General features: G+C 66.1%; 19 protein-coding genes. 11 read left to right on the top strand and 8 right to left on the bottom strand.

Features of this window, described 5'->3' with window-relative positions:
* Positions 1-120 precede the first annotated feature (120 nt).
* Positions 121-1317, top strand: a complete 1197-nt coding sequence (locus tag AC1RQK_RS04350) for an amino acid aminotransferase (protein ID WP_043344875.1) — start codon at positions 121-123, stop codon at positions 1315-1317.
* A gap of 274 nt (positions 1318-1591) precedes the next feature.
* Positions 1592-2833: a polyhydroxyalkanoate depolymerase gene (locus tag AC1RQK_RS04355; RefSeq protein ID WP_492372693.1), complete on the top strand. Its 1242-nt coding sequence runs from the start codon at positions 1592-1594 to the stop codon at positions 2831-2833.
* Positions 2834-2924: 91 nt separating this feature from the next.
* Here AC1RQK_RS04355 and AC1RQK_RS04360 read toward each other — a convergent pair whose 3' ends face one another.
* Positions 2925-3560: a TetR/AcrR family transcriptional regulator gene (locus AC1RQK_RS04360; protein WP_043344870.1), complete on the bottom strand. Its 636-nt coding sequence runs from the start codon at positions 3558-3560 to the stop codon at positions 2925-2927.
* A gap of 190 nt (positions 3561-3750) precedes the next feature.
* Between AC1RQK_RS04360 and rsxB the strand changes: the two genes are divergently transcribed.
* The gene (gene rsxB, locus AC1RQK_RS04365; RefSeq protein WP_492372694.1) at positions 3751-4572 is read left to right on the top strand and encodes an electron transport complex subunit RsxB; all 822 of its coding nucleotides are present in this window, start codon (positions 3751-3753) and stop codon (positions 4570-4572) included.
* Positions 4572-5216 carry an endonuclease III gene (gene nth / locus AC1RQK_RS04370; protein WP_492807792.1) on the top strand — a complete coding sequence of 215 codons (645 nt, stop codon included), beginning with the start codon at positions 4572-4574 and terminating at the stop codon, positions 5214-5216. Before rsxB ends, nth begins: the two co-directional genes overlap by 1 nt.
* 72 nt (positions 5217-5288) lie before the next feature.
* Here nth and AC1RQK_RS04375 read toward each other — a convergent pair whose 3' ends face one another.
* Both AC1RQK_RS04375 and AC1RQK_RS04380 read right to left on the bottom strand, forming a co-directional pair.
* Positions 5289-5876 (bottom strand): malonic semialdehyde reductase, encoded by a 588-nt coding sequence (locus tag AC1RQK_RS04375; RefSeq protein WP_043344864.1) that lies wholly within the window; start codon positions 5874-5876, stop codon positions 5289-5291.
* A gap of 84 nt (positions 5877-5960) precedes the next feature.
* Positions 5961-6905: a DMT family transporter gene (locus AC1RQK_RS04380; protein WP_492807794.1), complete on the bottom strand. Its 945-nt coding sequence runs from the start codon at positions 6903-6905 to the stop codon at positions 5961-5963.
* A gap of 142 nt (positions 6906-7047) precedes the next feature.
* On the opposite strand from AC1RQK_RS04380, the gene AC1RQK_RS04385 reads away from it, so the two are divergent.
* A complete protein-coding gene (locus tag AC1RQK_RS04385) occupies positions 7048-7479 on the top strand; it encodes a DUF1841 family protein (protein WP_492375759.1) in 432 nt (143 codons plus the stop codon).
* 145 nt (positions 7480-7624) lie between these two features.
* Positions 7625-8917, top strand: coding sequence for a phospholipase A (locus AC1RQK_RS04390; RefSeq protein WP_492807797.1), 1293 nt, complete (start codon positions 7625-7627; stop codon positions 8915-8917).
* Positions 8918-8930: 13 nt separating this feature from the next.
* On the opposite strand, the gene AC1RQK_RS04395 is transcribed toward AC1RQK_RS04390, so the two are convergent.
* A complete protein-coding gene (locus tag AC1RQK_RS04395) occupies positions 8931-9371 on the bottom strand; it encodes a thioredoxin family protein (RefSeq protein WP_492375761.1) in 441 nt (146 codons plus the stop codon).
* 89 nt (positions 9372-9460) lie between these two features.
* Positions 9461-10018, bottom strand: coding sequence for a nucleotide exchange factor GrpE (grpE, locus tag AC1RQK_RS04400; RefSeq protein WP_043344862.1), 558 nt, complete (start codon positions 10016-10018; stop codon positions 9461-9463).
* Positions 10019-10292: 274 nt separating this feature from the next.
* On the opposite strand from grpE, the gene AC1RQK_RS04405 reads away from it, so the two are divergent.
* The gene (locus AC1RQK_RS04405; RefSeq protein ID WP_006160162.1) at positions 10293-10448 is read left to right on the top strand and encodes a hypothetical protein; all 156 of its coding nucleotides are present in this window, start codon (positions 10293-10295) and stop codon (positions 10446-10448) included.
* A 41-nt stretch (positions 10449-10489) separates the two neighbouring features.
* Here the strand turns inward: AC1RQK_RS04405 and AC1RQK_RS04410 are convergent, their stop codons facing one another.
* The 3 genes from AC1RQK_RS04410 to hrcA form a co-directional block, all read right to left on the bottom strand.
* On the bottom strand, positions 10490-10885 hold the full coding sequence (locus AC1RQK_RS04410; protein ID WP_492375762.1) for an RNA-binding S4 domain-containing protein: 396 nt from the start codon (positions 10883-10885) through the stop codon (positions 10490-10492).
* 33 nt (positions 10886-10918) lie between these two features.
* Positions 10919-12034: a ferrochelatase gene (gene hemH / locus AC1RQK_RS04415; protein ID WP_492807799.1), complete on the bottom strand. Its 1116-nt coding sequence runs from the start codon at positions 12032-12034 to the stop codon at positions 10919-10921.
* Positions 12035-12146: 112 nt separating this feature from the next.
* Entirely contained in the window at positions 12147-13184 is a 1038-nt protein-coding gene (gene hrcA, locus AC1RQK_RS04420; RefSeq protein ID WP_492375764.1) for a heat-inducible transcriptional repressor HrcA, read from the bottom strand.
* A gap of 114 nt (positions 13185-13298) precedes the next feature.
* On the opposite strand from hrcA, the gene AC1RQK_RS04425 reads away from it, so the two are divergent.
* The 4 genes from AC1RQK_RS04425 to AC1RQK_RS04440 all read left to right on the top strand — a co-directional run bounded on the left by AC1RQK_RS04425 (position 13299) and on the right by AC1RQK_RS04440 (position 18324).
* Positions 13299-14216, top strand: coding sequence for an NAD kinase (locus AC1RQK_RS04425; RefSeq protein WP_174422855.1), 918 nt, complete (start codon positions 13299-13301; stop codon positions 14214-14216).
* Between the two features lie 72 nt (positions 14217-14288).
* Positions 14289-16013 (top strand): DNA repair protein RecN, encoded by a 1725-nt coding sequence (gene recN / locus AC1RQK_RS04430; RefSeq protein WP_416048056.1) that lies wholly within the window; start codon positions 14289-14291, stop codon positions 16011-16013.
* A gap of 40 nt (positions 16014-16053) precedes the next feature.
* Positions 16054-16491, top strand: a complete 438-nt coding sequence (locus tag AC1RQK_RS04435) for a hypothetical protein (RefSeq protein WP_492375765.1) — start codon at positions 16054-16056, stop codon at positions 16489-16491.
* 150 nt (positions 16492-16641) lie between these two features.
* Positions 16642-18324, top strand: a complete 1683-nt coding sequence (locus AC1RQK_RS04440; RefSeq protein WP_492807802.1) for a S8 family peptidase — start codon at positions 16642-16644, stop codon at positions 18322-18324.
* The last annotated feature ends 56 nt before the right edge of the window (positions 18325-18380 follow it).

The raw sequence follows: 18380 nt of genomic DNA on the forward strand, positions 1-18380 counted from the left end.
ACGCTAGAATCTTGGGGTTGGCGGCCCGGTATCAAGATGGGGGTCGCCCGCACTCCCGAGCGCAGTCCGGAGCATTCTACGCCTTCCCGTTTTGTTACATAGCTGACCACGAGATCCCAAATGAGTTTGTTTTCTGCCGTCGAGATGGCCCCGCGCGACCCGATCCTGGGCCTGAATGAAGCCTTCAATGCCGATACCCGTGCCACCAAGGTCAATCTGGGTGTTGGCGTGTACTTCACCGACGAAGGGAAAATCCCTCTGCTGCGCGCCGTGCAGGAAGCCGAGAAGGCCCGCCTGACCACCGCCACCCCGCGTGGCTACCTGCCGATCGAAGGCATCGCCGCCTATGACCAGGCCGTGCAGACCCTGCTGTTCGGCAAGGAATCGCCGCTGATCACCGAAGGCCGTGTTGTGACCGCCCAGGCACTCGGCGGCACCGGCGCGCTGAAGATCGGCGCCGACTTCCTCAAGCGCCTGTACCCGGACGCCAAGGTCGCCATCAGCGACCCGAGCTGGGAAAACCACCGTGCCCTGTTCGAGGCAGCCGGTTTCCCCGTGATCAACTACGCCTACTACGATGCTGCCAGCCACGGCCTGAATTTCGCCGGCATGGTGGAGTCGCTCAAGTCGTACGCCGCCAACACCATCGTGGTGCTGCACGCCTGCTGCCACAACCCGACCGGCGTCGACCTGTCGGCCGAGCAGTGGAAGCAAGTCGTGGAACTGATCAAGGAGCGCAACCTGATCCCGTTCCTCGACATGGCCTACCAGGGCTTCGCGGAAGGCATCGAGCCGGACGGCGCCGCCGTGCGCCTGTTCGCCGAATCCGGCCTGCCGTTCTTCGTGTCGAGCTCGTTCTCGAAGAGCTTCTCGCTGTACGGCGAGCGCGTGGGCGCGCTGTCGATCGTCACCACGGGCAAGGAAGAAGCCCAGCGCGTGATGTCGCAGGTCAAGCGCGTCATCCGCACCAACTACTCCAACCCGCCGACCCACGGCGGCACCGTGGTCGCCACCGTGCTGAACAGCCCGGAGCTGCGCGCCATGTGGGAACAGGAACTGGGCGAGATGCGCGACCGTATCAAGCTGATGCGCCATGCGCTGGTGGACAAGCTGGCCGCCAAGGGCGTGCCGGGCGACTTCTCCTTCGTCAAGTCCCAGCGCGGCATGTTCTCGTACTCGGGCCTGAACTCGGCCCAGGTCGACGTGCTGCGCAACGAGCACGGCATCTACGCCGTGGGCACCGGCCGCATCTGCGTGGCCGCGCTGAACAGCCGCAACATCGACGCGGTGGTCAACGCCATCGCCGCCGTGCTGTAACGCAATACGCGTAAAAGTGCACAAAAAGGCGGCTTCGGTCGCCTTTTTCGTATCTCATGACAATTTTTCACGTTCTTTTGCATTTGTCATCGAGAAGTACAGTGTTTGTCCTATTGTCTTTTTCCGATGCGAGCGTACCTTAGGGTATATGCTGCATCGCACGATCGTTCGATTACGCGCATAATCGGTAACACATTAGCAACTGTGTTTGTTGTATTTGTATTGTCCAGGCGTTGAATTCCAGCTTCGCCCCCAGCCTGATAGGGACCACGTCATGCTTTACCAGCTGCATGAATTCCAGCGCTCGATGCTGCACCCGCTTACCGCATGGGCGCAGGCTACGGCCAAGACCTTTACCAATCCCCTGAGCCCGATGTCCCTGGTGCCCGGCGCCACGCGACTGGCTGCCGGCTACGAGTTGCTGTACCGACTCGGCAAGGAATACGAAAAACCCGAATTCGATATCAAATCGGTACGCTCCAACGGCCGGGACATCCCGATCGTCGAACAGACGATCATCGAAAAGCCCTTCTGCAAGCTGGTGCGCTTCAAGCGCTATGCCGACGATCCGGAGACCATCAAGCTGCTCAAGGATGAGCCTGTGGTGCTGGTGTGCGCCCCCCTGTCGGGCCACCATGCCACGCTGCTGCGCGATACCGTGAAGACCTTGCTGCAGGACCACAAGGTCTATGTGACCGACTGGATCGATGCCCGCATGGTCCCGATCGAGGACGGCCGTTTCCGCCTGGCGGACTACATCCACTACATCCAGGACTTCATCCGCCATATCGGCGCTGAGAACCTGCACGTGATCTCCGTGTGCCAGCCCACGGTCCCGGTGCTCGCGGCCATCTCCCTGCTGGCATCGGCCGGCGAGAAGACGCCAAAGACCATGACCATGATGGGCGGCCCGATCGACGCACGGCGCAGCCCGACGGCTGTGAATTCGCTCGCGACCAACAAGTCGTTCGAGTGGTTCGAGAACAATGTGATCTATACGGTGCCGGCGAACTACCCGGGCCATGGCCGCAAGGTGTATCCGGGCTTCCTGCAGCACGCCGGGTTCGTAGCGATGAACCCCGACCGCCACCTGTCCTCGCACTACGATTACTACCTGAACCTGGTCGAGGGCGATGCCGACGACGCGGAAGCCCACGTGCGCTTCTACGACGAGTACAACGCCGTGCTCGACATGGACGCCGAGTACTACCTCGACACCATCCGCGAAGTGTTTCAGGAATTCCGGCTTGCCAACGGCACCTGGGAGATCGATGGCCAGCCGGTGCGCCCGCAGGACATCAAGGGCACCGCGCTACTGACGATCGAGGGCGAGCTGGACGACATCTCGGGCGCCGGCCAGACCGCCGCCGCGCATGAGCTCTGCGCGGGCATTCCCAAAGCGCGCAAGCAACACATCACGGCAGCCAAGTGCGGCCACTACGGGATCTTCTCCGGCCGCCGCTGGCGCCAGGAGATTTACCCGGAGCTGCGCGATTTCGTGCTCAAGCATCGTTGAGCCACGGCGCTTAAGCTGCACGCCGCCACGCCGCACCCATAAAAAACGCCCGCAAGCTGCGGGCGTTTTTTTTATGGGGCTGCAAGCTGCCTTAGCGGCGCTCCAGGTAAGCCAGCAGCATATCGGTGTGCAACTCGGCAAAGCGCTCGTGCTCATCCTGCGCCGCCACGTCGCGCCCGATCACCGCGCTGATGGTGTAACGATTGGACAGCACGTAGTAGCCAAGCGCGGAGATCGTCAGATATAGCTGCGAGACATCGACGTTGTCGCGGAACACCCCCTGCCGCTGGCCCCGCTTGACGATATCCGCGAGCACGTTAACCACCGGGTTGATCAACTGGTGCAGCTGGGTGGACTTCTTCAGGTGGCGCGCCTCGTGCAGGTTCTCGCTGTTGACCAGCCGGATGAACTCGGGATTGCGGTAGTACCAGTCCCAGACAAAGCGAGCCAGCGTGCGGACCGCCGCAACGGGATCCTCTTCGACGATGTGCAACTGCTCCTCGGCGGCGCGAAACTCCGCATATTGTTTTTCAAGGACGGCCAGGAACAAACCCTCCTTGCTGCCATAGTAGTAATACAGCATGCGCTCGTTGGTCTCGGCGCGGCGCGCGATCTGGTCGACACGCGCCCCTGCCAGGCCGCCCTTGGCAAATTCCTCGGTGGCCGCATCAAGGATGCGGCGGCGTGTTCCCTCGGGGTCCCGCTTGGTTCTGGTTTCGTTTCGCATGCGACGGCTGGTGAATCGTTGCGCGGATTATGGCACAGGGCAACTTGCGCGCAGCGGCCCCGGCAAAGGGCGCATCATCGCGCGTTTCTGCACTGCGGCGAAATCGGGGATAATCCCTGCCGCGTGCCCGTTCCGGCCAGGAAAAAAGAGAACGGCATCCGCGCCGTACCCGCAAACCCCAAAAGCTGTCGTGACCGCCATTTCCCAGACCCTCGCCGATCGCCTCGAAGCCCTGCTGCCGCAGACCCAATGCACCAAGTGCGGCTTCGACGGCTGCCGTCCCTATGCCGAAGCCATGGCGGCGGGCGAAGCAGCCGGCAATCGCTGCCCGCCGGGCGGGGAAGAGGGCATCCGCCGCCTGTCGGCGCTGCTCGGCGCGCCGCCGCAGCCGCTGGACCCGGAGCGCGGCGTGGAGCAGGCCCGCGCGGTGGCAGTGATTGACGAAGCGCTATGCATCGGCTGCACGCTGTGCATCCAGGCTTGCCCGGTCGACGCCATCGTTGGCGCGCCCAAGCAGATGCATACCGTGCTGGCGGACTGGTGCACGGGTTGCGACCTCTGCGTGGCCCCCTGCCCCGTCGACTGCATTGCCATGGTTCCCGTCAGCGCGCAGCGCACCGGCTGGGCAGCCTGGTCGCAGGTGCAAGCGGACGAGGCCCACGCGCGCTACCTCGCCCGCCGCTCGCGGCTCGTGCGCGAGCGCGAGGAGAACGATGCACGCTTGGCGGCCAAGGCGGCCGCCAAACTGCAGGCGCTGCAAGCCGAAGCGCCGCAAAGTGAAGAGGAACGCTCGGCGCGGGCACGCAAGCAGGCCATCATCCAGGCCGCCATCGAGCGGGCGCGCCTGAAGCAACAAGCGGTGCAGCCGCGCAATACCGAAAACGTCTCCCCTGCCGTGCAGGCACAGATCGACGCCGCCGAGGCCCGCCGCGCCAGGGCCGGCCTCACCGCCACACCGTGCCAGGCCGATCCCGATGCCGTGCCCGGCTCCAACCCAGCCCCCGAGGACTAATGAACGCTGCCAAGTGCCGCGCCTTGTTCGAGACACTGCGCGAAGTCAACCCGACCCCGGTCACCGAGCTGGAATACAGCTCGCCGTTCGAGCTGCTGATTGCCGTGCTGCTGTCCGCGCAGGCCACTGACGTGGGCGTGAACAAGGCCACGCGCAAGCTCTACCCCGTGGCGCACAGCCCGGAGCAGATGCTGGCGCTGGGCGAGGACGGGCTGATTGAGTACATCAAGACCATCGGCCTGTACAAGACCAAGGCCAAGCATGTCATAGCGACCTGCCGCATCCTGGTCGAACAGCACGGCGGCCAGGTGCCGCGCGACCGGGTCGCGCTGGAGGCTTTGCCGGGCGTAGGCCGCAAGACGGCCAACGTGGTACTGAATACCGCGTTCGGCGAGGCCACCATTGCCGTCGACACGCATATCTTCCGGGTAGCCAACCGCACCGGCCTGGCGCCCGGCAAGAACGTGCAAGTGGTGGAGCAGAAGCTGCTCAAGACCGTGCCGCAAGAGTTCATGCACGATGCGCACCACTGGCTGATCCTGCATGGGCGCTATGTCTGCAAGGCGCGCAAGCCCGAGTGCTGGCACTGCGCGATCGAGCCGCTGTGCGAGTACCGCGAGAAGACCGAGGCGCCACGCATCTGAGCGCAGGCGCAACGGACAGGCAAAAAAAGACCCGCGCGAGGCGGGTCTTTACCTATCTGGCAGCGCTTGCGCTCAGACGATGCGGCAGGCTTCGTCGAACGACAGGCGCGGGCTGCGCGGGAACAGTTTGTCGGCCTCGCCATAGCCCAGGTTCACCAGGAAATTGACCGACCATTTGCCATCGGCGAAGAAGGCGGCATTCACCTTGCCAGCATCGAATCCGGCCATCGGGCCGCAATCCAGGCCGAGGGCACGCGCGGCCAGAATGAAATAGCCACCTTGCAGCGAGCTGTTCATCAGCGCGTCGCGGGCGATCTTTTCCGGCTGGCCGGCGTACCACGAGCGCGCATCGGCGTGCGGGAACAGCTTGGGCAGCTGATCGTGGAAGGCGTTGTCGAATGCGACGATGGCGGTAACCGGTGCCGAGCGGGTCTTCTCGACGTTGCCTGCGGACACGCACTCGACCAGGCGAGCCTTTTCCGCCGCGCTCTTGACGAACACGATGCGGGCCGGCGAACCGTTGGCAGCCGTCGGGCCAAACTTCATCGCGTCATAGATCTGGTGAAGCACGGCATCGTCCACTTGACGGTCTTGCCACACGTTGTGCGTACGCGCTTCGGTGAACAGCTGGGCGATTGCAACCTGATCGATCGGTTTCATGCGGTCGGTTCCTGAACAGAAAGTGAGAACCGGATTGTATCTAAGACGCCGCGCCTCGCCACGCAAGCGATTTGAGCAAGGGGTTCAATTCTGTTGCACATCCTGCGCGCCGGAACCCTTGCTGGTCAGCCAAAGCACGCCCGCCAGGATCAAGCCGCCGCCCAGCGCCTGCGTCATCCCGACATGCTCCCCGAGCAAAAGCGCCGCCAACACCACCGTCACCACCGGCTCCAGGGTGGACAACATCGAAGCCCGCGCCGCGCCGAGCCGTTGCAAGCCGGCAAAAAAGGCCAGGATCGCCAGAACCGTAGACAGCAGCGCGATCGCCAGCAGCGCCAGCCAGCCTGCGGCACTCTGTGGGAACTGCGGCGGCACGCCAGCGCCCGCGCGCAACACCCCCGCCACGATATAGACCACCGCGGCCGCACTGCACACCACGGTGGTAGTGACCAGCGGATTGACGCCCGCCGTCACGCGCGCGCCCACGATGATGTAGACCGAGTAGATCGCGGCCGAGGCCAGGCCAAGCCCGATGCCCAGCGCCGAGCCCTGGCCACCCCCCACCGTCAGCCCCGCCCCCACCGAGCACAGCACGAGCGCGATCACGGATGCGGTGCCGAGCCGTTCCTTGAGGAAAACGGCGGCAAGGATGGTGACAAAGAGCGGATACAGGTAAAGCAGCAAGGCCACCAGGCTGGCCTGGGCATGATTGAGCGCGGTGAAAAAGCAGAACGACTGGCCAACATAGCCGATGCCGCCCATGGCAGCCAGCGCCAGCACCTTGCGCCAGCCCGGCAGGCTGACGCCGCACAGGCGCATCGCCAGCGCCAGCGCGCCCGCGGCCAGCACGAAACGCACCGCCAGCAGGCCGTAGACATCGGTACCCGCGTCGTAAGCAAAGCGCGCGAAGATTGCCATGGCGCCAAAGGCGCTGGCCGACAGGGCGATCAGCAACACGCCCGCGAGCTGCTCGCGGGCATGGCGCACGGGCTGCCGGACACGGGCGGCGGAGGAACGGGGAACGGACATGGTGGCGCGCTGGCAGGAAATGGACCCGGCGACGCCGGGCAACGCCGCATTCTAGTGGCTGGCAGGCCGATTCGGTCAGCTTGCGGGGGCCGGTTTGCGCTGCGCTGCAGCAGTGGAAGAGCTCGTTTACAATAGCGCCATCATGTTCAATCCCTCCCGCGAAGAAGTCCGCCGTTTTTTCTGTGAAGCCTGGCAGAAGCAACGCGCAGGCAGCGTCCTCACCCCCCTCGAACTCATTGCCGTCGACTGGATCGGCGAGCATCCCGAGTATCACAGCCTGCTCACCGACACGGAGGGCGCGCTGACCCAGGACTACACGCCTGAAGGCGGCCAGACCAATCCCTTCCTGCACTTGGCCATGCACCTGTCGATTTCCGAGCAGGTTTCCATTGACCAGCCCCCCGGCATCCGCCGCGCCTACGAATCCCTGGCGCAGCGCCTGGATTCACCGCACGAAGCGCAGCATCAGGTCATGGAATGCCTCGGCGAAATGCTCTGGCAGGCGCAACGCACCGGCATGCCGCCGGATGGCGAGCAATACATTGCCTCGATCCAGCGCCGCGCTACCCGCTAGGTGACGTCCCAGCCCCGCCCGGGTTGCGTACAAATCATCACAGAATTCTGGCGCATGGCGTGATAGGCACGTGATAGGCTGTACCGCGTCACAATATCCTGCCGCGTGCGCATCACCTCTTCACGTGAATGCGCTGCCGCCTCCCATGCTGCTCAGCACGCTCAAGCCCGAGATCCGCCGCGCCACGGCCAAGCCACCTGCGCTCCTGCTCGCCCTCGCCCTCGTGGCGGCCGGGCCGCTATCGAGCCATGCTGCCGTCGCGCTGCTGCAACCGCCGAAGGTGGTCGACGGCACCAAGCCCCTGACCCTGACCTTGTTGCTGAGCGCCGACGGTGCGAGCCGCAGCTTCCTGGTCCCCCAGGCGATCGACGTCACGGCTTCGGCCGATCTGCAGGCCCCTGTCAGGCTCAGCATGCAGCGTGTCAGCGCCGGCCCTTCGACGATCAAGCTGCGCAAAGGCGAGCACCGCACCGTCGAGTACAGTGCGCCGTTGCCGCCCAACCTGCGCGGCGTGGTCCGGCTGGATCCCGTGGACATCGACGCCGCGCCCGTGCTGGTCACGCTCAATCGCGCCCCGCGCGCCGACGATCCGCCGTCGGCCCAGGTCGCGGCGACCCCGGCGCCCGCCACAAGCGCCGAAGGAAGCACCCCGGCTGCACCTGTTGTACCTGTCATTCCGGTAGCAGCCGCCAGCCAGGCGTCGCCCGTCCAGCCAGACCTGAAAGACCAGGGCCGGCTGACCTTCAACGATCCGATGTACTTCCTGGTCGGGGCGCATGGCGGGGCCAACGCCAAGTTCCAGTTCAGCTTCAAGTTCCGCATCTACCAAGGCGAGAATCCGGCTTCGCACGGCTTGCTTGAGAACCTGTACTTTGGCTACACGCAGTTCTCCCTGTGGGACCTGTCGAGCGACTCACGGCCGTTCCGCGACACCAACTACCGCCCGAGCCTGTTCTATTACCTGTCGGATACCGGCCTGCAGAACCGCGTGATCAGCCGGCTCTCGCTCGCGGCTGGCCTGGAACATGAGTCGAATGGCCGCGATGGCGCCCAGTCGCGCAGCATCAATACGGTGTTCGTCAAACCCACGTTTTACCTGGGGGACATGAGCAACTGGCACTGGAGTGTGTCGCCCAAGCTGTACTACTACGTCGAGAAGAACGACAACTCGGACATTGCCAGCTATCGCGGCTATATGGACCTGAAGCTGGCCTATGGCAAGCCGGACTCATGGGAATTCGCCACCACCCTGCGCAAAGGCACGCAGAAGCATTACGGCAGCGTCGACGCATCGGTGACGTATCCGCTGGCCAGGCTGATCCCCGGCACGGCGGGTTACCTGATGGCAGGTTACTTCATCGGCTATGGCGAGAGCTTGCTGGACTACAACCGCAAGCTGCCTTGGCAATTCCGGCTGGGATACGCGCTGTCACGCTGACGCGCGGACGCGCCTAACCAGCCAGCGGCTTGCCGCTAGCCTTCAGCCGTGCGTTGGCTACCGCCGCGGCAAACTGGCCCTGCCCATGCCAGCCGGTGGCCCGCCCCAGCTTCTTGCCCTTGTGGAAGAACATGAAGACCGGAATGCCGTGCAGGCCGAATCGCTTGCCCATATCCGGGTGCGCATAGACGTTGGCGTGCAGCCAGTGCAGCTCCAGCGCCCGCACCGGGTCTGGATTGGCCAGCATGGCTTTCTTGGCCATCTCGCAATTGAAGCAGTCTACGCCCCAGAAAAACACGCAGACCAGTGCATCGCCGGCGGCGGCGATAGCGCCATCAATGCCGGCGCCGTCCACCTCGCGCATGCCGAACACTTCGAAGGCGCGATGGTCGAGGTGCGCCGCCGGATCCACAGTGATGTCGGGCGTGACGGCATTGTCTGGCTTTGTGGACATAGACCTCTCCAGCAATGAAAAACGCCCGGGCCAGCGGCACCGGGCGTTGCTTGTGCCAGCCCGCCGGGCGGACCGCAAAGAGGTGGCGCTTACTTGGGTGCGGACACCGTGACCAGCGCCGGGCGCAGCACGCGATCGGCGATCGTGTAGCCGCGCTGCAGCACCGTGACCACGGTGTTCGGCTCCTGCGGGGCCGGCACCATCGAAATGGCCTGGTGGCGGTGCGGGTCGAACTTCTCGCCAACCGGGTTCAGCTCGACGATCTTGCCCTTCTCAAAGGCGCTGACGAGCTGGCGGGCGGTCAGTTCGACCCCTTCGCGCAGCTTGGCGATATCGCCCGACCCGTCGGCCAGTGCCGCCTGCAGGCTGTCCATCACGGGCAGCAGGTAGTCGGCAAAGGTCTCGATGGCGAATTTATGGGCCTTGGCGACATCCTCCTGGGCGCGGCGGCGAATGTTCTCGCCTTCCGCGGTAGCCCGCAGGAACATGTCGTAGTTCTCCTTGGCCTTGGCTTCAAGCGCGGCCAACTGGGCCGCCACGTCCACGGTGGCGGCGTTATCGGCCTGGCCGGCCGGGGCGGTGTTCAGCTCCTCGCTGGCTGGCGTGAGCGGCGGCGTGGTGGATGGCGTCTGCTTCTGTTCTTCCATGTCGATCCGTATCAAACAAAGGCGCGGCCTGTCTAGCGCAGGCCGCCGGGTGGTCAATCGGCAAATGTAGCCTGCAGTTGGTGGCAGGCCCCCGGATTTTCAAGTGCGCACCGCGACAGTGCAGTGAAATACAAGGTTACAAAGAGGGGTCTACGGAAATAGGGGTCATATTGCTTTGCTGCAGCGCACCCCCTAAGATGAAACCGTATAAAAATGACAAAAATAACGGGGTCGAAGATGCAACTCAAGTGGGGCCACTCTCGAAAGGTTAGCCATGCATAAGCTGCCTGTTCTGACGGTCTTCCTTCTCGCCGCATTATCGGTGATGACAGTCTTCATCTGCCTCTCCGGCGCCTTCACGCCGCGAGACACCGAATACGGCAGTGGCAAGGCGGTATTCAAACACTACATCATTCCCTACGTTCGCTGACCCAGCCGGGTGAGTCCGTACAGCTTGAATCGCCGTGCGCCTCACCCCCTGACGCCGTCGATCTGGCGGCGATCGCGCTTGGTCGGGCGCCCCTGCAGCTTCGATGCAGGCTCCACGTTAAGCCGCCGGTTCTCGGCGTCCTGCCGCCGGCGCGCCTCGCTGGCCTCGGTTTCCGCATAAAGCGTCTGGGCTACCGCGGCCGGGCCGCGTAAGCACGCAATCCCTTTCACCACGACTTCCCAGCGTTGCTGGTGCGCCTCCAGGACGACGGTGTCGCCCGGCTTGACCTCGCGCGAATTCTTGCACGCCTGGCCGTTGACCTGCACCTTGCCACGGTCCACCGCCTCGGCAGCCAGCGAGCGAGTCTTGAAGAAGCGCGCGCACCACAGCCATTTGTCGATGCGCAGGCGGGCATCGGCCTCGAAAGATACACTCATCTCATCACCCCCTTCCGTTGGGCAGCGCCGCGCTCATGCTGCGGCGCCGCGCGTCTGCGCGTGCGTGCGGCGGGCCTCCAGCTCATGCGGATGCGGCAGCCGCAGCGGCCAGCCCTGCAAGTGCTGCAAGCCGATCTCCGCCAGCCCGGCAATCCAGCTTTCCGAATCGTTGAGGCAGGGAATGTAGTGGAACACCTTGCCGCCTGCCACGTGGAACTCGGAGCGCCCTTCCATGGCGATCTCTTCCAGCGTCTCCAGGCAATCGGCCGGAAAGCCCGGGCAAAACACGTCTACCCGGCCGGTGCCGACCTTGCCGAGCTCCTGCAGGGTGGGCGCGGTATAGGGCTGCAGCCATTCCGCCTTGCCAAAGCGCGACTGAAAGGTAACCTGGTACTGCCCAGGCTGCAGGCCCAGCGCCTCGCCCAGCAGGCGCCCGGTCTTGAGGCACTCGCAATGGTAGGGATCGCCGAGCTCCAGCGTGCGGCGCGGTACGCCGTGAAACGACAGGATCAGCTTGTCGCCCCGCGCAAAATCCGGCGTGCCATGCTGCGCCCAGTATGCCCCCACCTGCTGGTGCAAGGCGGCAATATAGGCCGGATGGTCGTGGAAATGCTTGACCAGCCGCAGCTCCGGCTGGTTGCGCCACTGCTTGAGTACCCGGAACACCTCGTCGAAGCCCGTCGCCGTGGTGGTGCCGGAGTACTGCGGGTACAACGGCAGCAGCAGGATGCGCTCGGTCCCCTGGCGGCGCAGCGCTTCCAGCACCGAGCCGATCGAGGGATTGCCGTACCGCATGGCGCACGCCACCGTCACCTCATGGCCTTGCTGGTTCAGCAGCAGTTGCAAGGCGTGAGCCTGGCGCTCGGTGTGCACTAGCAGCGGGGAACCCGTCATATGCGCCTCCCGCAGCCAGATCGACTCATACTTCATCGCCGAGGCGCGCGAGCGCAGTGGCACGATGATGCCGTACAGCAGCGGCAGCCACGCCGCGCGTGGGATCTCCACGACGCGCGGGTCGGACAGGAACTGCTTGAGGTAGCTGCCGACCGCCTTCGGCGTTGGCGCATCCGGGGTGCCAAGGTTGATCAGCAGGATGGCCGTGCGCGGCGCCTGGCCATGCTGGTAGGCCGGTTCAGGGGTGAGCGTCATGTAATTTCCGGTGTGGCGGGGCGGCGCGGGCACAGGGCGCGCGGCCGCCAGGTCTCGCCGAGCTTACAGGATGAGGGGAACAGGCAGTTTGTGAGACCGGGCCGGGCCAACACTAGTTCTGGCTGAGCGCGCTGGACAACAAGCGCGCGGTGATGTCGACAATCGGGATCACCCGCTCGTAGGCCATGCGGGTCGGCCCGATCACCCCGAGCGTGCCGACGATCTGGCCGTCGACTTCGTAGGGCGCGGTAATGACCGCCATGTCTTCGAGCGGCACCAGCTTGCTCTCGCCGCCGATGAAGATCTGCACGCCCTGGGCGTGGCTGGAGACATCGAGCAGCTTGAGCAGGCCGGTCTTGTGCTCGAACACGTCGAACAGGCGGCGCAGCTTTTCCATGCTGGAGGACAGGTCTTCCACCTCCAGCAGCTTGCGCTCGCCCGAGATGAAGACGTGGTCGTCCTCCCCCTCGGCCATGGCATTGCTGCCCGCCTCCACCGCGGCCTGCATCAGTTGCGACATATCCATGCGCAGCGCCTGCAGCTCGCCGCGCAGGTGGTCGCGCACATTGTCGAAGCTCATGCCGGCAAAGTGCGAGTTGATGAAATTGGCGGCTTCGACCAGCTGGGACGGGGTGTATGGCAGCTCGGTCTGGATGATGCGGTTCTGCACGTCGCCCTCGGGGGTGACGATGATCAGCAGGATGCGCTTGTCCGAAAGCCGCATGAACTCGACCTGGCGGAACGCCTGGGCGCGCCTGGGGGTCATCACCACACCGGCGAACTGCGACAGGTTGGACAAGGTGTGCGCCGCCGACGTGATCATCCGCTGCGGCCCGAGCTGCTGGCCGTGCAGCTGGCCCCGGATCTTGCCGGTCAGCTCGGCCAGGTTGAGCGCGCCATCCAGCGGCTGGGCGGTCAGCATGGTATCCACGAACAGCCGGTAGCCGCGCGGCGTGGGGATACGCCCGGCCGAGGTATGCGGGCTGGCAATGAACCCCATTTCCTCCAGGTCGGACATCACATTGCGGATGGTGGCCGGAGACAGGTCGAGCCCCGAGTACTTCGACAAGGTCCGTGAGCCCACGGGCTGCCCCTCGGCGATGTAGCGCTCGATGAGGGTTTTGAGAAGCGTTTTCGCACGTTCATCCATGATGTTCCTGATTTTACGCAAGTTTTCACCATTCGGGCGGCTCATCGGCGATCCGGCCCGGCGCCAAGCGCCCTCCTGCTGACAATGGTCACGGCGGTATGGTCTAATCCCGGCATGTCTTCGCTCCCCAAGCCCGGCGCCGCGCGCGCCCCATTTCGCACCGTCGCCCTGATCGGCAGGTACGCCACAGCCGGCATCGAGGGCCCGCTGGAAGAGCTGGCCGCCTGTATCCTCAGGAACGGCCAGGATGTGGTGTTCGAGCGAGACACTGCCCTGGCCACCGGGCTGACCGACTATCCGGCACTGGCGCCCGACGAGATCGGCAAGCATGCCGATGTGGCGGTGGTGCTCGGCGGCGACGGCACCCTGCTGGGCCTGGCGCGCCAGCTGGCCGGCTACCCGGTGCCGCTGATCGGCGTGAACCACGGGCGCCTTGGCTTCATGACCGACATCCCCTTGCAGGACGTGCACTCGGTGCTGCCCGACATGCTGGCGGGCCGCTACGAGTCCGAGACCCGCATGCTGCTGGAGTCCCAGGTGGTGCGCGACGATGGCGTGATCTTCTCCGCGCTGGCCTTCAACGACGTCGTGGTCAACCGTTCCGGCATTTCAGGCATGGTCGAGCTGGCGGTGTCGGTGGACGGCCACTTCATGTACAACCAGCGCTCCGATGGCCTGATCGTCTCCACGCCGACCGGCTCGACCGCCTATGCGCTGTCGGCGGGTGGCCCGATCCTGCACCCGACCCTGTCGGGCCTGGTGCTGGTGCCGATTGCCCCGCATGCGCTGTCCAACCGCCCGATCGTGCTGCCGCACGACGCCGAAGTGTCGATCGAGGTCGCCACGGCGCGTGACGCCAGCGTGAACTTCGACATGCAGTCGCTAACCTCGCTCTTGCCCGGCGACCGCATCGTGGTGCGGCGCTCGGCCAAGACCGTCAACCTGCTGCACCCGATCGGCTACAACTATTACGCCACGCTGCGCAAGAAGCTGCACTGGCATGAGTACCCGAGCGAAGACAACCGACTCTGATCCGCCCCGGCCCGCACCGATCCGGCCCAGATCCGTCCCCTGACATCACCCAGCCCCGACCCGTCGACCACGATGCTGCGCAGCCTGTCCATCCGCGATTTCGTCATTGTCGATACCCTCGACCTCGACTTCTCCCCGGGCTTCACCGTCTTCACCGGCGAGACCGGCGCCGGCAAGTCGATCCTGATCGATGCGCTGGCCCTGGTGCTGGGTGAGCGCGCCGACGCCGGCGTGGTCCGCGAAGGCGCCGCCCGGGCCAGCATCAGCGCCACCTTTTCCACCCCGGCCGGGCTCGACGCCTGGCTGGCCGAACACGATCTCACCGGCGACGAAGGCACGGTGCTGCTGCGCCGCACGGTCGACGCCAGCGGGCGCGGCAAGGCCTTTATCAATGGCGCCGCCGCCACGCTGGGCCAGCTGCGCGACATCGGCGACCGCCTGGTCGATATCCACGGCCAGCATGCCCATCAACTGCTGCTGCGCCCCGACGCCCAGCGCCTGCTGCTCGATGCCCATGCCGGGCTCACCGCGCAGGCCGGCGCGGTAGCCGAAGCCTGGCGCTCGTGGCGCGCGTGCGTGCGCCAGCGCGAAACCGTCGAGCACCGCTCGCGCGAGATGCAGCTGGAACGCGAGCGTCTCGAATGGCAGGTCGGCGAGCTCGAGAAGCTGGCGCCGCAACCCGGCGAATGGGAAGACATCCAGGCCGAGTACAACCGGCTGTCGCACGCCGCCGGGCTGATCGAGGGCAGCCGCGCCGCGCTCGAGGCGCTGTCCGAGGCCGATGGCTCGGTGCTGTCCGGGCTTAACAGCGTGGTGCAGCGCCTGCGGCAGATGGCTGACGTCGACCCCGCGCTGGGCGACGTACTGGCGGCGCTGGACCCGGCGCTGGTCCAGGTCGAGGAGGCCGCTCACTCGCTCAACCGCTACGTCGACCGGATCGACCTGGACCCCGAACGCTTGCAGGTGGTGGAGGCGCGCATGCAGGCGCTGCACACCACCGCGCGCAAGTACCGGATGCCGCCCGAGCAGCTGCCGGACGAACTGATGGCGCGCCGCCAGCAACTGGACGATCTCCAGTCCGCGCAGGACCTGAACAAGGCGATGGCGCGCGAAGCCGCGGCCCGCGCCGCCTACCTCACCATCGCCCAGCACCTCGGCGCTGCCCGCAAGGTGGCGGCCGAAAGCCTGTCGGCCGCCGTGACGGATGCCATGCAGGGCCTGTCCATGGCGGGCGGCAGTTTCGCGGTGGCGCTGCACCCGCTCGACGAAGGGCAGAGCCACGGCCTGGAACAGGTCGAATTCCTGGTGGCAGGCCATGCCGGCGTCAGCGCGCGCCCCTTGGCCAAAGTGGCGTCGGGCGGCGAACTGGCCCGGATCAGCCTGGCGATTTCCGTCATTACCAGCGAGGCCGCGCCCACCCCCACCCTGATCTTCGACGAAGTCGACACCGGCATCGGCGGCGCGGTGGCCGAGGTGGTAGGCCGCCGCCTGCAGGAACTCGGCCGCGCCCGCCAGGTGTTGTGCGTGACCCACCTGCCGCAGGTGGCCGCCCAGGCCGGCGCCCACCTGCTGGTCAGCAAGGAGACCAGCCAGCGCGATGGCACAGGCTCGGTCACCCGCTCGCGCATCCGCGCCCTCGACCCCGCCGGCCGCGTGGTCGAAACCGCGCGCATGCTGGGTGGGACCACGGTGACGCCCACCACAGTGCAACACGCCGAGGAGATGCTCGCGCAAGGCCTGCGCGGCACCACCGGCACGGCCCGGGAGGCGCGCCGCTCACGGCGCAGCGCAGGCTGATCGCCTGCGCCCTGGCCCGTAACCATTCAGGAGTTTCCCCATGTCACTCGGCAAACAGCCACACTCCCGCTCGCTGGCTCGCCCTCTGCGGATCACCGCCGCCTGCGGCCTGCTGGCCTTGCTGGCCCTGACCGCTTGCCAGGCGCAACAGCGCCCGTCGGCGCCACCGCTCAACAGCATCAGCGCCGATCGCGCCGTAGGCGACATCATGGTGCGCTTCTCCGCGCCGCCCGTCACCGTGTCCGAAGACGCCGATCGCTTGCTGGCGTCGATTGCCGGGCCGATCCGCTTCGTCGTCAAGCGGCCCATGTCGGGCGGCGTGTGGCTGGTCACCGCGATCTCCGCGTCGGCCGATGCCACGATCGACCAGGCGCTTGCCACGCTGCGCGGCACCCCCCGCATCGAGCTGGCCGAGCCTGACCGCGTGCTCAAGCCGAACCGCACCCAGCCCATTGGCCGCGACATGCCGGCGAGCTGATTCCGGCGGCGACCCGATTCCTGTCGTCGGAATCCATGACTTGGACGTTGAAGGTTGAAAGCTGAAGGTGGAAGGTTGAAAGCTGAAGGTGGAAGGTTGAATGCTGTAACCGCGGTCAGTCCGAAGCGGCATCAACGGGAGAAGGCAGACATGCAGGCAAAGCGTCAATTCCAATCTGGCGAAACGCGGCGCGTGGCGCCCCATGTCGCCCTGCTGCTGGCGCTGGGCGCCGCCCTCTGGCTGGGTGCGCCAGCCGCAGCCAGCGCAGCCCCCGACCCCGCCGCGCGCCCCGCGCCGCACTACACCGGCAACTTCATCGTGCGCTGGCGTGACGGCAGCACAAGCACAACCGCCGGCGCAAGCGCCACCAGCGCCAGCGACAGCGCCGCTGCCAGCGGCCTGTCCGAGCGCATGCTGAGCGTGCGCCAGAGCACCGGCGTGGCGCTCTCGGTCAAGCGCCAGATGGGCGGCAGCCTGCAACTGCTGAGCGTCTCCGGCAGCGATGCCGCCGACCCGGAAGGTACCGCCGCCCGGCTGCGCCAGGATCCGCGCATCGCGGAAGTGGTGCCGGACCGCTGGCTGCGGCTGCACGACACCGTGCCTAACGATCCCGAGTTCGCACTCAACCAGCCCTACCTCGGCACCCCCGCCCAGGTGGTGGGCGGCGTGAACCTGCCGCCCGCATGGGACCGCACGCGCGGCAGCAGCAGCCTGGTGATCGCCGTGCTCGATACCGGCTACCTGCCACACCCCGATCTGGCCGGCCGCATTGTGCCCGGCTATGACTTCATTACCGATCCGTCCATCGCCAACGACGGCGATGGACGGGACGCGAATGCCACCGACGCCGGCGACGGCGTGCCGGCGGGCTTCACCTGCCCAGGCACCACCACGCCGACCACGACCGCAACCAACAATAGCTGGCACGGCACCCGCGTGGCAGGCACGCTTGGCGCACTCACCAATAACGGGGTGAATATCGCCGGTGTGGACTGGAACGCCCGCATCCAGCCGGTGCGCGTCTCCGGCCGCTGCGGCGCGCTGCTCTCGGACACGGTGGATGGCATGCGCTGGGCTGGCGGCCTCTCCGTACCCAATGTGCCGGCCAACCCCACCCCGGCGCGCGTGATCAACGTGAGCCTGGGCGGCGGGACCTGCTCCAGCATCGAGCAGCAAGCCGTGACCGACCTCGCCGCGAATGGCGTGGTGGTGGTTGCCGCCACGGGCAACAGCGCCGGCGCGGTCGAGGCACCCGCCGACTGCGCCGGCGTGGTCGCCGTAACGGCACATGCCAATGACGGCGAGAACGCCAGCTATGCCAATGTGGGGCCGCAGGTTGCGCTGAGCGCGCCGGGCGGCGGCTGCGGCAACTCCAAGGTGTCGGGCGGCAAATGCTCGGTGGCGGAGTCGTTCATCCGGACCCTGTCCAATGACGGCACCACTTCGCTTGGCAACTACAACGTCATCAACTCGCAAGGCACCAGCTTTGCCGCGCCGCTGGTATCGGGCGTGGTGTCGCTGATGCTCGCCGCCAACCCGGCCCTAACGCCCGCCCAGGTGCTTGCCACCTTGAAGAGTTCGGCACGGCCCCATCCGGCTGGCACCTATTGCACGGCCGCCGCCAATGCCGGCATCTGCGGCGCAGGCCTGCTCGATGCCAATGCTGCCGTGGCCGCCGGCACGCAGGTGGTCCAGCCGGCCCCCGCCGCGCCAGCCGCCTCCTCGGGCGGCGGCGGCGGCGCGATTTCGTGGCCGCTCGCGCTCGGGCTGGGCGCGCTTGGCTTGCTGTTGAACTGGGTCGGACGCCGCCGGCGCCCGGTGCGGTCGCGCTGAAACCGCGCTGAAACCGCGCTGAATTCGCGCTGAATTCGCGCTGAATTCGCGGCGCG

This window comes from Cupriavidus sp. GW822-FHT02D05 (assembly GCF_058802485.1).

Bases quoted from the DNA above. Each gene is read 5' to 3' on its own strand.
- AC1RQK_RS04360 (WP_043344870.1), bottom strand. From the start codon at position 3,560: ATGCGAAACGAAACCAGAACCAAGCGGGACCCCGAGGGAACACGCCGC.
- AC1RQK_RS04435 (WP_492375765.1), top strand. From the start codon at position 16,054: ATGTCACTCGGCAAACAGCCACACTCCCGCTCGCTGGCTCGCCCTCTG.
- AC1RQK_RS04380 (WP_492807794.1), bottom strand. From the start codon at position 6,905: ATGTCCGTTCCCCGTTCCTCCGCCGCCCGTGTCCGGCAGCCCGTGCGC.
- AC1RQK_RS04425 (WP_174422855.1), top strand. From the start codon at position 13,299: ATGTCTTCGCTCCCCAAGCCCGGCGCCGCGCGCGCCCCATTTCGCACC.
- grpE (WP_043344862.1), bottom strand. From the start codon at position 10,018: ATGGAAGAACAGAAGCAGACGCCATCCACCACGCCGCCGCTCACGCCA.
- nth (WP_492807792.1), top strand. From the start codon at position 4,572: ATGAACGCTGCCAAGTGCCGCGCCTTGTTCGAGACACTGCGCGAAGTC.
- hemH (WP_492807799.1), bottom strand. From the start codon at position 12,034: ATGACGCTCACCCCTGAACCGGCCTACCAGCATGGCCAGGCGCCGCGC.
- AC1RQK_RS04405 (WP_006160162.1), top strand. From the start codon at position 10,293: ATGCATAAGCTGCCTGTTCTGACGGTCTTCCTTCTCGCCGCATTATCG.
- AC1RQK_RS04390 (WP_492807797.1), top strand. From the start codon at position 7,625: ATGCTGCTCAGCACGCTCAAGCCCGAGATCCGCCGCGCCACGGCCAAG.
- AC1RQK_RS04395 (WP_492375761.1), bottom strand. From the start codon at position 9,371: ATGTCCACAAAGCCAGACAATGCCGTCACGCCCGACATCACTGTGGAT.
- AC1RQK_RS04355 (WP_492372693.1), top strand. From the start codon at position 1,592: ATGCTTTACCAGCTGCATGAATTCCAGCGCTCGATGCTGCACCCGCTT.
- recN (WP_416048056.1), top strand. From the start codon at position 14,289: ATGCTGCGCAGCCTGTCCATCCGCGATTTCGTCATTGTCGATACCCTC.
- hrcA (WP_492375764.1), bottom strand. From the start codon at position 13,184: ATGGATGAACGTGCGAAAACGCTTCTCAAAACCCTCATCGAGCGCTAC.
- AC1RQK_RS04410 (WP_492375762.1), bottom strand. From the start codon at position 10,885: ATGAGTGTATCTTTCGAGGCCGATGCCCGCCTGCGCATCGACAAATGG.
- AC1RQK_RS04385 (WP_492375759.1), top strand. From the start codon at position 7,048: ATGTTCAATCCCTCCCGCGAAGAAGTCCGCCGTTTTTTCTGTGAAGCC.
- AC1RQK_RS04350 (WP_043344875.1), top strand. From the start codon at position 121: ATGAGTTTGTTTTCTGCCGTCGAGATGGCCCCGCGCGACCCGATCCTG.
- AC1RQK_RS04375 (WP_043344864.1), bottom strand. From the start codon at position 5,876: ATGAAACCGATCGATCAGGTTGCAATCGCCCAGCTGTTCACCGAAGCG.
- AC1RQK_RS04440 (WP_492807802.1), top strand. From the start codon at position 16,642: ATGCAGGCAAAGCGTCAATTCCAATCTGGCGAAACGCGGCGCGTGGCG.